At 69.4% G+C, this 13536-nt stretch carries 12 protein-coding genes; all 12 read left to right on the plus strand.

What is annotated here, in order from left to right:
* Positions 1-3 precede the first annotated feature (3 nt).
* Genes ACFE71_RS08285 through ftsA form a run of 12 tightly spaced genes read left to right on the plus strand, consistent with a single transcriptional unit; the run spans position 4 to position 13286 of the window.
* Positions 4-1419: a UDP-N-acetylmuramoyl-L-alanyl-D-glutamate--2,6-diaminopimelate ligase gene (locus tag ACFE71_RS08285; RefSeq protein ID WP_375428331.1), complete on the plus strand. Its 1416-nt coding sequence runs from the start codon at positions 4-6 to the stop codon at positions 1417-1419.
* The gene (locus ACFE71_RS08290; RefSeq protein WP_375402939.1) at positions 1416-1547 is read left to right on the plus strand and encodes a hypothetical protein; all 132 of its coding nucleotides are present in this window, start codon (positions 1416-1418) and stop codon (positions 1545-1547) included. Before ACFE71_RS08285 ends, ACFE71_RS08290 begins: the two co-directional genes overlap by 4 nt.
* Entirely contained in the window at positions 1544-2911 is a 1368-nt protein-coding gene (gene murF, locus ACFE71_RS08295) for a UDP-N-acetylmuramoyl-tripeptide--D-alanyl-D-alanine ligase (protein ID WP_375428332.1), read from the plus strand. The genes ACFE71_RS08290 and murF overlap by 4 nt, the downstream gene beginning before the upstream one ends.
* Positions 2912-3982, plus strand: coding sequence for a phospho-N-acetylmuramoyl-pentapeptide-transferase (gene mraY / locus ACFE71_RS08300; protein ID WP_375428333.1), 1071 nt, complete (start codon positions 2912-2914; stop codon positions 3980-3982).
* Complete coding sequence (gene murD / locus ACFE71_RS08305; RefSeq protein WP_375428334.1) at positions 3979-5370, plus strand: UDP-N-acetylmuramoyl-L-alanine--D-glutamate ligase; 1392 nt, start codon at positions 3979-3981, stop codon at positions 5368-5370. The genes mraY and murD overlap by 4 nt, the downstream gene beginning before the upstream one ends.
* 59 nt (positions 5371-5429) lie before the next feature.
* Positions 5430-6611 (plus strand): FtsW/RodA/SpoVE family cell cycle protein, encoded by a 1182-nt coding sequence (locus ACFE71_RS08310; protein WP_375428341.1) that lies wholly within the window; start codon positions 5430-5432, stop codon positions 6609-6611.
* Positions 6608-7768: an undecaprenyldiphospho-muramoylpentapeptide beta-N-acetylglucosaminyltransferase gene (murG, locus tag ACFE71_RS08315; protein WP_375428335.1), complete on the plus strand. Its 1161-nt coding sequence runs from the start codon at positions 6608-6610 to the stop codon at positions 7766-7768. Before ACFE71_RS08310 ends, murG begins: the two co-directional genes overlap by 4 nt.
* Positions 7765-9183, plus strand: coding sequence for a UDP-N-acetylmuramate--L-alanine ligase (gene murC, locus ACFE71_RS08320; protein WP_375428336.1), 1419 nt, complete (start codon positions 7765-7767; stop codon positions 9181-9183). Before murG ends, murC begins: the two co-directional genes overlap by 4 nt.
* Entirely contained in the window at positions 9180-10178 is a 999-nt protein-coding gene (gene murB / locus ACFE71_RS08325) for a UDP-N-acetylmuramate dehydrogenase (protein ID WP_375428337.1), read from the plus strand. The genes murC and murB overlap by 4 nt, the downstream gene beginning before the upstream one ends.
* Entirely contained in the window at positions 10175-11116 is a 942-nt protein-coding gene (locus tag ACFE71_RS08330) for a D-alanine--D-alanine ligase (protein ID WP_375428338.1), read from the plus strand. Before murB ends, ACFE71_RS08330 begins: the two co-directional genes overlap by 4 nt.
* A complete protein-coding gene (locus tag ACFE71_RS08335; protein WP_375428339.1) occupies positions 11113-12021 on the plus strand; it encodes a cell division protein FtsQ/DivIB in 909 nt (302 codons plus the stop codon). The genes ACFE71_RS08330 and ACFE71_RS08335 overlap by 4 nt, the downstream gene beginning before the upstream one ends.
* Positions 12022-12023: 2 nt before the next feature.
* A complete protein-coding gene (gene ftsA, locus ACFE71_RS08340) occupies positions 12024-13286 on the plus strand; it encodes a cell division protein FtsA (RefSeq protein WP_375428340.1) in 1263 nt (420 codons plus the stop codon).
* Positions 13287-13536: the final 250 nt, after the last annotated feature.

Genomic DNA, 13536 nt, shown 5'->3' on the forward strand with positions numbered 1-13536 from the left:
GGAATGAGGCTGGGCGCGCTGACCGGCGGCGACGAGACGGCTTCGGTGACGGGCTTCGCCATCGATCACCGCAAGGTCGCGCCGGGCACCGTGTTCGGGGCGTTCCCGGGCGCGCGCTTCGACGGGGAAGCGTTCATCCCGCAGGCGGTCGAGAGCGGCGCGGTGGCGGTGGTGGCGGGGCTGGACGCGCGGGTCGAGGGCGCGGCGCATATCGCCGACGTTAATCCGCGTGCTCGCTTCGCTCGACTGGCGGCGCGGTTCTTCAAGCCTTTCCCCGAGACGGCGGTGGCCGTGACGGGGACCAATGGCAAGACGTCGACCGTCGAGATGTGTCGCCAGCTGTGGCGGATGGCGGGGCACCATGCCGCGTCGATCGGGACGCTGGGGGTGACCACCGCCGACGAGCGGGTCGTGACCGGGCTGACCACGCCGGACATCGTCACGTTCCTGTCGAACGTCGCGGGGCTGGCGCGCGAGGGCGTGACGCATCTGGCGTTCGAGGCGTCGAGCCACGGGTTGGATCAATATCGGACGGAGGGGGTGCCGGTCGCGGCGGCGGCTTTCACCAATCTGTCGCGCGATCACCTTGATTATCACGGGACGATGGAGGCGTACCTCCAGGCCAAGCTGCGGTTGTTCGCCGAGACGCTTTCGCCCGGCGGCGCTGCGGTGGTGTGGGTGGACGATCCGGTATCCGGGCACGTGGCCGAGGTCGCGCGGGGACGCGGCGCGCGCGTGCTGACCGTGGGCGAAGGCGGGGAGACATTGCGGCTCGTCGGACGGACGCCGACGCTGCTCGGCCAGACGCTGACGATCGAGGCGGAGGGGACGACCCACAAGGTCGTGTTGCCGCTGATCGGGGCGTATCAGGCGGCGAACGCGCTGGTCGCGGCGGGGCTGGTCATCGCGACCGGCGGCGCGGTCGCGGCGACGTTGCAGGCGCTGGCGCGGTTGCAGCCCGTGCGAGGGCGGCTGGAACGCGCGTCGATCGCGCGGTCGGGGGCGCCGATCTATGTCGACTACGCGCATACGCCCGACGCGCTGGAGGCGGCGATCGCCGCGCTCAAGCCGCATGCGGGCGGGCGGTTGATCCTGGTGTTCGGCGCGGGCGGCGATCGCGATCCGGGCAAGCGCTCAGCCATGGGCGCGGTCGCGGCGGCGCGGGCGGACCGGGTGATCGTCACCGACGACAATCCGCGTGGGGAAGATCCGGCGGCGATCCGCCGGACGGTGATGGAGGGCGTTCCAAACGCCCTTGAGATTGGCGACCGACGCGACGCGATCGCGGCGGCGATCAGGGAGGCCGGGCCGCACGATATCGTGCTGGTGGCCGGCAAGGGGCACGAACAGGGCCAGGTCGTCGGCGACCTGATCCTTCCTTTCGACGACGTGGCCGTGGCCAGGGAGTACGCAGCATGAGTGTGACGGAACGCAAGGCGATGTTCGAGCCTCGCAAGGACGAGGGCAAGCGGCCCAAATTGGGGCTGAAATTCGGGAGCGGGGAGACCTCCGCACGGCCGTTGCCCCGGGTGGAAGGCGCGCGTTGACCCTGTGGACCGCCGCCGAGATCGCGCAGGCGACCGGCGGCTCGGTCGAGGGAGGATTCGAGGCGGGTGGCGTCGCCTTCGACTCGCGCGAGGTGGAGCCGGGCGACCTGTTCGTGGCGATGTCGGGCGAGGCGACCGACGGGCATCGGTTCCTGCCGCAGGCCTTCGCGGCGGGCGCGGGTGGCGCGATAGCATCCAAGCGATGCGACGGCCCGCATGTGCGGGTGCAGGACGGCTTCGCGGCGCTCCAGGCGCTGGGGACCGCGGCGAGGGACCGGACGGCGGCGCGAATCGTCGGGGTGACGGGATCCGTCGGCAAGACTTCGGCCAAGGAGGCGCTGTTCGCGGCGCTGGAGCGGTCGAACCACGGCCGGGTGCATCGGTCGGTCAAAAGCTACAACAACCATACGGGCGTGCCGCTGAGCCTGGCGCGGATGCCGCGCGATGCGGACTTCGGCGTGTTCGAGATGGGGATGAACCATGCGGGCGAACTGGCGGCGCTGACGCGGATGGTCCGGCCGCATGTGGCGATCGTGACGGCGATCGCGCCCGCGCACATCGAGTTCTTCGTCGACGAGGCCGCGATCGCCGACGCCAAGGCGGAGATCTTCGAGGGGCTGGAGCCGGGCGGGACCGCGATCGTGCCGTTCGACAGCCCGCACCGCGACCGCCTGATCGCGGCCGCGCGGCGGCATGCCGGGCGGGTGGTGACGTTCGGGCTGGAGAAGGGCGCGGATGTCCATGCGCGCGAGGTGATGCGGGTGGGGACGGGCGGCACGTTCGTCACCGCGACGCTGGGCGGCGGGGGCGAGCTGAGCTTCACCGTTTCGCAGCCGGGGCTTCATCACGTATCGAACGCGCTGGCGGTGCTGGCGGCGGTCGACGCGCTGGGCGCGGACCTGGGGCAGGCGGCGCTGGCGCTGGCGGAGCTGGGCGGGCTGGCGGGCCGGGGCGCGCGAACGACCGTGCGGGTCGGGAATGGCGAGGCGCTGGTGATCGACGAGTCGTACAACGCGAACACCGCGTCGATGCGCGCGGGGCTGGCGGTGCTGGCCGAGGAGCCGGGGCGGCGGGTGGCGGTGCTGGGCGAGATGCGTGAATTGGGGGAGCGGTCGGCGGAACTTCATGCGGGGTTGGCCGACGCGGTGACGGGCGCGCGCGTCGAACGGGCGCTGCTGGTCGGCGAGGCGATGCGGCCGCTGGCGCGCGCGCTTGAGGGGCGGGTCGATCTGGTGCATGTCGCCGACGCCGACGCCGCGTCGGTCGCCCTGCGCGAGCTGATCGCGCCCGGCGACGCGGTGCTGGTCAAGGGATCGAACGGGGTGGGCTTGTCGCGCTTGGTCGCAGGCCTCGGGGGCGCGTAGATGTTGTATTGGATCGCGGAGGCGCTGGGCTTTCCCGGCGCGCTGAACCTGATCCGCTACCTGTCGTTTCGGACAGGGGGCGCGGTCGCGACCGCGCTCGCCATCGGGCTGATCATCGGGCCCAAATTCATCGGCTGGCTGCGGGTCAGGCAGGGCAAGGGCCAGCCGATCCGCGCCGACGGGCCGCAGACGCACCTGGCCAAGCGGGGCACGCCCACGATGGGCGGTCTCATGATCCTGACCGCGCTGACGCTGTCAGTGCTGATCTGGATGGACCTGTCGAGCCCATTCGTGTGGGCGTGCCTGTTCGTCGCGCTCGGTTTCGGCGCGATCGGGTTCATGGACGATTGGGACAAGGTGCGCAAAGCCAGCACGGCCGGCCTGTCGGGGCGGACGCGATTGCTGCTGGAGTTCGTGGTGGCGGGCATCGCGGCCTGGATCATCATGCGCGAGAACGGGTCGCCGCTCTATTTCCCGTTCACCGACCGGTATTACCTGGATCTGGGGTGGTTCTACCCGGTCTTCGCGGCGTTCACGATCGTGGCGTTCGGGAACGCGGTGAACCTGACCGACGGGCTGGACGGGCTGGCGACGATGCCGGTGATCATCGCGTCGGTGGCGTTCATGATCATCGTCTATCTAGCGGGCAACGCGCGGTTCTCGGAATATCTGGGTATCCCGCATGTCGTGGGGGCGGGCGATCTCGCCATCTTTTGCGGGGCGGTGGTGGGCGCGGGGCTGGCGTTCCTCTGGTTCAACGCGCCCCCGGCGGCGGTGTTCATGGGCGATACCGGTTCGCTGGCCTTGGGCGGCGCGCTGGGGACGATCGCGGTGGTGTCGCATCACGAGATCGTGCTGGGGATCATCGGCGGGCTGTTCGTCGCGGAGGCGATGAGCGTCATCATCCAGGTGTTCTTCTACAAGCGCACCGGGCGGCGGGTGTTCAGGATGGCGCCGATCCACCATCATTTCGAGCAGCTGGGCTGGAGCGAGCCGACGGTGGTGATCCGGTTCTGGATCATCAGCCTGGTGCTGGCGCTGGCCGGCCTGTCGACGCTGAAGCTGCGGTGATCATGGCCCAAGCCTGGGCGGGGCGGCGGTATGCCGTGCTCGGGCTGGCCCGGTCGGGCGCGGCAGCGGTACGCGCGCTGGTCGCGGGCGGGGCCGACGTAATCGCGTGGGATAGCCACGAGGCGCGGCGGGCGGCCCTTCCTACTCCCTCTCCCCTCCAAGGAGAGGGTAGGGGAGAGGGGCTGTCCGATGCACCGGCCGTGCCCGGTGCAGCCCCTCTCCCCGGCCCTCTCCCCGAAGGGGAGAGGGAGATGAGCATCGTGGACCTGGACACCGTCGACCTGGCCGGGTTCGACGCGCTGGTGGTGTCGCCTGGGGTGCCGCTCAACACGCATCCGCTCGTCGTCAAGGCGCGGGCGGCCGGGGTCGCCATAATCGGTGATATCGAGCTGTTCGCGCAGGCGCGGCCCGACTTGCCGCCCCACAAGGTGGTCGGGGTCACGGGGACGAACGGCAAGTCGACCACGACCGCACTGGTCCACCACATACTGAAGACGGCGGATGTGCCTACCTCGATGAGCGGCAACATAGGCGTGCCGATCCTGTCAGGGGACGCGCTGCCCGAGGGCGGCGTATACGTGCTCGAGCTATCGAGCTATCAGATCGACCTGACGGCGACGCTCGATTGCGAGGTGGCGGTGCTGCTGAACGTCACGCCCGATCATCTCGACCGGTATGATGGGTTCGACGCCTATGCGGCGTCCAAGGCTCGGCTGTTCGCGATGCAGTCGCCAGGCCACGAGGCGGTGATCGGGATCGGGGACAATGCCTCGGCGAAGATCGCGCGGTCCTTGTCGGGGCGCGGGGAGCGGCTGACCAAGATCGCGCCGGGGGTGTGCATGGACCAGTCGCGGTGGCCGGCATTGCAAGGACCGCACAACGCGCAGAACGCGCTCGCCGCGATCGCGGTCGCGCGGGCGTTGGGCGTGGGCGAGCGGGATATTACCCAAGGGCTGGAGACGTTCGCTGGATTGCCGCATCGGATGGAGCGGGTGGCGATGCGGGACGGGGTCGCGTTCGTGAACGACTCCAAGGCGACGAACGCCGAGGCGGCGGCGCCCGCGTTGGGCTCGTTCGATCGGGTGCATTGGATCCTGGGCGGGCGGGCGAAGGGTGACGATCTGGAGGCGTGCCGGCCTCGGTTCGATCGGGTGGCGCGGGCCTATACGATCGGCGAGTCCGGGCCGCGCTTCGCCGCGTTGCTGCGCGAAGCGGGGGTGATAGTGATGGAGGCGGGGACGCTCCCTAACGCCGTCGAAGCGGCCGCGAGTGCCGCCCGGCCGGGCGAGGCCGTGCTGCTATCGCCCGCCGCCGCTTCCTTCGACCAGTTTTGCAATTTCGAAGAGCGTGGCGACGTATTCCGCGCGTGCGTGGGGGAACTGGCGTGAGCGACGTTATGGGACGCGGCGGGCAGGCTGACGAGCAAGCCGGCGGCATCATGTCCCGCATGAAGGGCCGGGGCGGACGGGGCGACCGGTCGCCGCTGGGCACTTGGTTCTGGGACATCGACCGGGTGCTCCTGCTGCTGACGTTGTTCCTGATCGCGATCGGGCTGCTCGCGGTAGCCGCGGCGTCGCCCGCGAGCGCCCGGCGCTATTCGGGCGAGGCGGTCCAGATCGCGCCACTCTATTATTTCTGGCGGCAGTTGATGTGGGTGGGCGTGTCGCTGCCCGTGCTGGTCGCGACGTCGATGCTCCCCGTCGCGCTCGCGCGGCGGCTGGCGCTGATCGGGGCTGGACTGTTCGTCGCGCTGCTCGCGCTGACGCCGCTGATCGGGGTGGAGGTGAACGGGGCGCGGCGATGGATCGGGCTGGGCATCGCGCAGTTCCAGCCGTCCGAGTTCCTCAAACCCATGTTCATCGTCTCGGTCGCGTGGCTGTTGTCGCTGAAAGCCAAGGACGAGGAGCTGCCGACGGTGCTGCTGACCGGGGGCGCCACGGCGTTCATCGCGCTGCTGCTGATGCTCCAGCCCGATTTCGGCCAGACGATCATATTCTGCTTAGTGTGGATGGCGCTGCTGATGATCGCGGGGACGCCTACCAAGGTCATGGCGGGGCTTGCCGCCATGGTGCCGGTCGGACTGGTCGCGGCGTATCTCTTCTATTCGACGGCCCGCAAGCGGATCGACGCGTTCCTGTTTCCAAACGTCGAGGGCGTCGGCGCGGGCGACCATTTCCAGACGGACGCGGCGCACCGGACACTGACCTCGGGCGGCTGGACGGGAACGGGGCCGGGCGGAGGCGACGCCAAGTTCGGGCTACCCGAGGCGCACACCGACTATATCTTCTCCGTCATCGGTGAGGAGTTCGGGCTGCTCGCCTGTTCCGTGATCGCCATCGTGTTCCTGGCGATCGTGGTGCGCGTGTTCGTGAAACTACTCGATGAGCAGGACGAGTTCCGGCTGCTCGCCGCCGCAGGGCTGGCGACGCAGTTCGGCGCGCAGGCGCTGGTGTCGATGGCGGTCAATACCGGGCTGGCGCCGTCCAAGGGGATGACGATGCCGTTCATCAGCTATGGCGGATCGTCGACGATCGCGTTGTCGGTGGGGATGGGGTTGCTGCTGGCGTTCACCCGGCGCAATCCGTTCCTGACACGGAGCCCCTATGTGGTCCGTTGGAGCGGTAAATGACGGGCAGGCACTTCGTACTCGCGGCCGGGGGCACCGGCGGGCACATGGTTCCAGCGGCGGCGCTGGCGACCGAGTTGGGGAGACGCGGGCATCGGGTGGCGCTGGTCAGCGACGAGCGCGGGGTGCGCTTTCCGGGGCTGTTCGCCGATGGACCCGGGGGCGTTCAGACGCATGTGCTCCCGGCCGGGCGGATCGCGGGCGGGCCGATCGGCTGGCTGCGCGCCGGGCGCGAGATGCTACGCGGGCGCGCGATGGCGCGCGAGCTGTACAAGACGTTCAAGCCTGAAGCCGTGATCGGCTTCGGCGGCTATCCGGCGCTCCCCGCGCTGCTGGCGGCTTTCGCGGACGGGGTGCCGACGGCGGTGCACGAGCAAAATGCGGTGCTGGGGCGCGTCAACCGGCTGGTCGCGGGGCGGGTGGATGCTATCGCGACCTCCTATGCCAAGACCGAGCGGCTCGCGGCGAAGCATGCGGGTAAGGTGCGCCATGTCGGCAACCCGGTGCGCGAAGCGGTGCTCGCCTTACGGAGCCGACCTTACCCGTTGTTGGAGGACGACGGCATCTTCCGCGTACTGGTGACGGGCGGAAGCCAGGGAGCGACGATCCTCGCCGATGTGGTACCCGACGGCCTCGCGATGTTGCCCGTGACGTTTCGGCGGCGGTTGCAGGTGACGCAGCAGACACGGATCGAGGATATCGATGCCGTGCGCGCGAAATATGCCCAGCACCAGATCCCGGCCGACCTCGCCACCTATCTCCCCGACATGCCCGAGCATCTCGCGTGGGTGCACTTGGTGATCGCGCGCGCGGGCGCATCGACGATCGCCGAGCTGACGGCGGCGGGGCGGCCGGGCATCCTGGTGCCGCTGCCGAGCGCGACCGACGATCACCAGACGGCGAACGCGCGCGAGATCATGGCGGCGGGCGGCGCGCGCACGATCGCGCAGGGCGAGTTCACCGCCGTCGAGCTCGCAAAGCAGATGCAAAAATTAGGGCTCGATCCGGCCGCGCTGGAGAACGCGGCCGGGCGGGCGCGAGCGTGCGGGAAGCCGGACGCGGCGCGCGAGCTGGCGGACCTGGTCGAGAACCTGGGCGCGCCCGTTTCGCGGTTGCCGGTGGGAGTCGCTCACCCGAAGCCAAAGGCGGCGTACGCGTGAGGATGGTCGCGACCGACATCGGCATGATCCATTTCGTCGGGATCGGCGGGATCGGCATGTCCGGCATCGCCGAGGTGATGATGAACCTTGGCTACCGCGTCCAGGGATCGGACGTGGCGGAAGGCTCTGTCGTTCAGGGGCTGCGGATCAAGGGCATCCCCGTCGCGATCGGACACCGGGCGGATAATCTGGGCGACGCGGCCGTGGTGGTGGTGTCGACGGCGATCACACGGTCCAATCCGGAGGTCGAGGCGGCGCTGGAGCGACGGGTGCCAGTCGTGAGGCGGGCGGAGATGCTCGCCGAGCTGATGCGGCTCAAGTCGACCGTCGCGGTCGCGGGGACGCACGGGAAGACGACAACGACGTCGATGGTCGCCGCGCTGCTCGATGCGGGTGGGGTTGATCCGACCGTCATAAACGGTGGAATCATCAACAGTTACGGGTCGAACGCAAGGCTCGGTGCTAGCGACTGGATGGTCGTCGAGGCGGACGAGAGCGACGGGTCGTTCCTCCGGCTGGACGGCACGGTGGCGGTCGTCACCAACATCGATCCTGAGCATCTGGACCATTACGGCTCGTTCGACGCGGTGAAAGACGCGTTCGTCCAGTTCGTCGAGAACGTGCCCTTCTACGGCGCGGCGCTGCTGTGCCTTGACCATCCGGAGGTGCAGGGCATCCTGCCACGCCTACGCGACCGGCGGGTGGTGACCTACGGCTTCTCGGCGCAGGCGGATGTGCGCGGGGTCAATGTCGTGCCCGTCGCGGGGGGCAACCGGTTCGAGTGCCTGGTGCGCGCGCGCGACGGGTCGGTCCGGTCGATCGAGGGGATCGAGCTGCCGATGCCCGGCCGCCACAACGTCCAGAATGCGCTCGCGGCGATCGGCGTGGCGCTGGAATTGGGAATAGACGACACGACGATCCAGAACGGCTTCGCCAAGTTCGGCGGGGTGAAGCGGCGCTTCACCAAGGTGGGAGAGGTGAGCGGCGCGACCGTGATCGACGATTACGGCCACCATCCGGTCGAGATCCGCGCGGTGCTGGCGGCGGCGCGCGAGGGCCTGGGCGGACGGGTGATCGCGGTGGTCCAGCCGCATCGGTATTCGCGGCTGGGTGCGTTGATGGAGGAGTTCCAGACGGCGTTCAACGACGCCGACCGGGTGCTTGTGGCGCCGGTGTATGCCGCGGGCGAGCAGCCGGTCGCGGGCGTGGACGCCGACGCGCTGGTCGACGGGTTGAAGCGGCGCGGTCATCGTTTCGCAGCCACGGTGGCCGATGCCGACGCGCTGGCGGTGGAGCTGGCGGGCACGATCGAGGCGGGCGACATGGTCGTGTGCCTGGGCGCGGGCGATATCACGAAATGGGCGGCAGGGCTGGCGGACGCGATCGCGGTGCGGCGCGAGCGGGTAGCGGCGTGAGCATCGCGGCAACCCTGCCGCGCGTCTTCGGGCGGATTACCGAGCGCGCGCCGCTCGCGCCTCTGGTGTGGTTCAAGTCGGGGGGCTTGGCCGAGACTTTGTTCGAGCCCAGGGACGCGAATGACCTGTCGGCTTTCCTGGGCGATCTTGATCCCGCGGTTCCGGTGATGGCGCTCGGGCTCGGCTCGAACCTGATTGTCCGCGACGGCGGCGTGCCCGGCGTGGTGGTGCGATTGGGCAAGCCCTTCGCCGGCGTCGAGCGGCTGGACGCGACGACGTTGCGATGCGGCGGCGGCGCAAGCGGAGTCCTGGTGTCTTCCAACGCGCGGGATGCGGGAGTCGCGGGCGTTGAGTTCCTGCGGTCGATTCCCGGCACCGTGGGCGGCTTCGTGCGCATGAACGGCGGCGCGTACGGCCGCGAGGTGAAGGACATCCTGATCGAGTGCGAGGTGGTGCTCCGAACGGGCGAGCGGTGCGTGTTCACCGTGGATGAGCTCGGCTACACCTACCGCCATAGCGAACTGCCCGATGGGTGCGTGGTGACGAGCGCGACGTTTCGCGGCCGGCGCGGCGAGTCCGGCGCGATCCAGGCCGAGATGGACCGGATCGCCGCCGAGCGCGAGGCGGCGCAGCCGTTGCGGTCGCGGACGGGCGGGTCGACCTTCAAGAACCCGATCGGCCATAAGGCCTGGACGCTGATCGACGCGGCGGGGTGTCGGGGGCTTCGCAACGGCGACGCGCAAGTATCGGAGAAGCATTGCAACTTCCTCCTCAACCTCGGGGCCGCGAGCTCGGCGGAAATCGAGGCGTTGGGCGAGGAAGTGCGCGCGCGCGTGCTTGCGCATTCGGGAGTGGGATTGGAGTGGGAGATACAGCGCGTGGGTGATTTTCTCCCCTCCCGCAAGCGGGAGGGGTCGGGGGAGAGCCTGTCGAATGACCTAACGCACGATCGTGCCCTCCCCCAGCCCCTCCCGCAAGCGGGAGGGGAGCGGTGAGCGCCGCTCCCCTGCGCATCGTCGTGCTGATGGGCGGCTGGTCGGCCGAGCGCGAGGTATCGCTGTCGTCGGGTGCGGGCGTCGCGGAGGCGCTGGAAGGCCTGGGCCACCGGGTCACCCGGATCGACATGGGGCGCGACATAGCCGCGCGGCTGGCGGAGGCGGCGCCCGATCTGGTGTTCAACGCGCTGCACGGGACGCCCGGCGAGGACGGGTCGGTGCAGGGCATGCTCGACCTGATGGGGCTGCGTTACACGCATAGCGGCCTCGCCACCTCGGTGATCGCGATCGACAAGGTGCTGACGAAGCAGCTGCTGGTCCCGCACGGCGTGCCGATGCCGGGCGGGCGGATCGTGAAGTCGGCCGACGTGCACCAGCGCGATCCGCTGCCAAGGCCCTACGTGTTGAAACCCGTTAACGAGGGCTCGTCGGTCGGCGTCGCGATCGTCACCGACGAAGGCAACTACGGCAATCCGATAGCACACGATGTTCAGGGCCCGTGGCAGGAGTTCGACGAGCTTCTCGCCGAGCCGTACATCCGTGGGCGCGAGCTGACGACGGCTGTGCTGGGAGGGCGGGCGCTCGGCGTGACCGAGTTGAAGCCCAAGTCGGGCTGGTACGATTATGACGCCAAATACACCGACGGCATGACCGAGCATGTCTTCCCGGCGGACATCCCGGACGAGGTCGCCGACGCGTGCCGGGGCATCGCGGTCGAGGCGCATCGGTTGCTCGGCTGCAAGGGAGCATCGCGCGCGGACTTCAGGTGGGACGACACCCAGGGCGTCGACGGACTGTTCCTGCTGGAGGTGAACACCCAGCCGGGCATGACCTCGCTCAGCCTGGTGCCCGAACAGGCGCGGCATACGGGCATGAGCTACGCCGAGCTGGTCCAGGCGATCGTCGACGATGCGATGAGCGGTGGCTATCCGACATGAGCCGCACGATCAAACGCGGCGCGCCGCCGCGAAAATCCGTGCGGCGGAAGGTCGTCAAGAAGCAGCCCTTCTTCGACCGGGTGCTCGCCAAGCTGCCGGTCAGTCCGGAGCTGCTGGCGAAGGCGGCGACCTGGATTATCCTGGGCGGGGTCGGGATAGGCGTGGTCGCGGCGGCGAGCTGGGCGGGCGTACCCGGCATGATCGGGGCCGAGTTGTCGGAGGGCGCGGGTCGGGCCGGCCTACGCGTCGGACGGATCGAGATCACCGGATTGAAGCGGATGGACCGCATGTCGGTTTACGCGGTCGCGCTGGAGCAGGAGTCGCGGGCGATGCCGCTCGTCGACCTGGTGGCGGTGCGCGAGAAGCTGTTGCGTTATGGCTGGATCGCCGATGCGCAGGTGTCGCGGCGGTTGCCTGATACCTTGCTCGTCAACATCTTGGAGCGCGAACCCGCGGCGGTGTGGCAGGATGGCGGGCAGCTGACGCTGATCGATGCGGAGGGCGTGTTGCTCGCGCCGGTCGAGCCTGGTGAGATGCCGAACCTGCCGCTGCGCATCGGGCCGGGGGCCGACAGGCAGGAACGCGGATACCAGACGCTGATCGCCGCCGCGCCCGGGCTGAAGCCGCGCGTGCGGGCCGCGACTTGGGTGGGCAACCGGCGGTGGGATCTGACGTTCAGGACGGGCGAAGTGCTGGCGCTGCCGGAGGACGGAGCGCAGCGCGCGATTGTGAAGTTTGTCGAACTCGATCGGTCGGGCCCGCTGCTGGGCCGGGGGTGGAGACGATTCGACATGCGCGACCCGACGAAACTGGTGGCGCGCAAGCCGGGAATGAATGAACGTGTGACCGCGACGCCGGGGGGCGGCGCGGTCGCGACCGAGAAGAGCGCGAGTTGGGAGGGCTGAGCATGGCGAAGGTTGCACCTGAGGGACTGATCACGGCGCTCGATATCGGGTCGTCCAAGGTCTCGGCAATGATCGCGCGCAAGGGCGACGGTGGCGAGCTAATCGTGCTGGGCACCGGCCAGCGCGAAAGCCGGGGCGTCAAGCGTGGCTACATCGCCGACATGGGCGCGACCGAGGCGGCGGTGCGCGAGGCGGTGGAACAGGCCGAGCGCGTCGCGGGGCTGAACATCGAGGATGTGTGGGTCGGCTTCTCCGCAGGGGGGCTAATCTCCGACGTCGCCTCCGTCGAATCGGACCTGGGCGGACACCGGGTCGAGCAGGGCGACATCGACGCGCTGCTGGCTGCTGGGCGACAGTCGATCGATCCGCATGGGCGGATGGTGCTCCATGCGCAGCCCGCGCTCTACACGCTCGATGGGCTGACCGGCGTCAAGAAGCCGCTGGGGCTCCACGCCGACCGGCTGGGCGTCCACATCCATGTCGTCGCGGCGGACGGCTCGCCGGTCAGGAACCTCGACCTGTGCGTCCGGTCGGCGCATCTGGAGGTGCGGTCGATCATCGCCTCGCCGGTCGCGACCGGGCTCGCCTGCCTGTCGGACGAGGAGCGCGAGCTGGGCGTCGCGCTGGTCGAGATGGGGGCGGGAATCACCAATGTGTCGCTGTTCGCGGGCGGGATGCTGGTCGGGCTCACCTCCATCCCGTTCGGCGCGGCGGACGTAACGGACGATATCGCGTCCGCCTTCGGGACGCGGCGGCAGCAGGCGGAGCGGATGAAGTGCTTTCACGGCTCGGCGAACACCTCCCCTCGCGATAATCACGACATGATCCCCGTGCTGCCGATCTCGGCGGAGGACGGAGCCGGCGACGCGGTGCAGATCACCAAGGCGCAGCTGATCGGGGTGATACGGCAGCGGATGGAGCATTTGATGGGCGCTATCAGCCGCGCGTTGAAGGATTTGAAATTCGAGGGGCCGGTCGGGCGGCAGGTGGTGCTGACGGGAGGCGGCGCGGAGTTGAAGGGCGTCGCCGACTACGCGCAGGCGGCGCTGGGGCGGTCGGTCCGGATCGGGCGACCGCGCGGGCTGACCGGACTGCCCGACGCGCATGCCGGACCCGCTTTCGCGACGCTGGCCGGCCTGGCGTTCTACGCGGCGTCCGACCCGATCGATCTGCGCGCGATGGCCCCGCAGGCGCAGACGGTGCACCGGCCAGGCGGCTTCCAGCTTGTTCGCAAGCTCATCCAGGCGGCGCGGGCAAATTACTGACAGGACCAAGTTTCAACTGGCGGCGCGCGGGTCGTTGGTGCATTCACGATCAATGCGCGGAGGCCGTGGGACTGGCGGCTTCGGGGGTATGGCGGAGAGTTACTAATGCCGATCGAGTTCATGGACACCAACGACGTCGACGAGCTGACCCCGCGCATCGCGGTGATCGGCGTCGGCGGGGCGGGCGGCAACGCCATCGCCAACATGATGCGCGCCGACGTTCAGGGCGTCGACTTCCTGGTCGCCAACA

Origin of the sequence: uncultured Sphingomonas sp. (genome assembly GCF_964237155.1) — a bacterium.
GTDB lineage: Bacteria > Pseudomonadota > Alphaproteobacteria > Sphingomonadales > Sphingomonadaceae > Sphingomonas.

What these genes read in the sequence shown, in the direction of transcription:
- mraY (WP_375428333.1), top strand. Translation starts at nt 2,912, where the DNA reads ATGTTGTATTGGATCGCGGAGGCGCTGGGCTTTCCCGGCGCGCTGAAC.
- ACFE71_RS08290 (WP_375402939.1), top strand. Translation starts at nt 1,416, where the DNA reads ATGAGTGTGACGGAACGCAAGGCGATGTTCGAGCCTCGCAAGGACGAG.
- murG (WP_375428335.1), top strand. Translation starts at nt 6,608, where the DNA reads ATGACGGGCAGGCACTTCGTACTCGCGGCCGGGGGCACCGGCGGGCAC.
- ACFE71_RS08285 (WP_375428331.1), top strand. Translation starts at nt 4, where the DNA reads ATGAGGCTGGGCGCGCTGACCGGCGGCGACGAGACGGCTTCGGTGACG.
- ftsA (WP_375428340.1), top strand. Translation starts at nt 12,024, where the DNA reads ATGGCGAAGGTTGCACCTGAGGGACTGATCACGGCGCTCGATATCGGG.
- ACFE71_RS08310 (WP_375428341.1), top strand. Translation starts at nt 5,430, where the DNA reads ATGAAGGGCCGGGGCGGACGGGGCGACCGGTCGCCGCTGGGCACTTGG.
- ACFE71_RS08335 (WP_375428339.1), top strand. Translation starts at nt 11,113, where the DNA reads ATGAGCCGCACGATCAAACGCGGCGCGCCGCCGCGAAAATCCGTGCGG.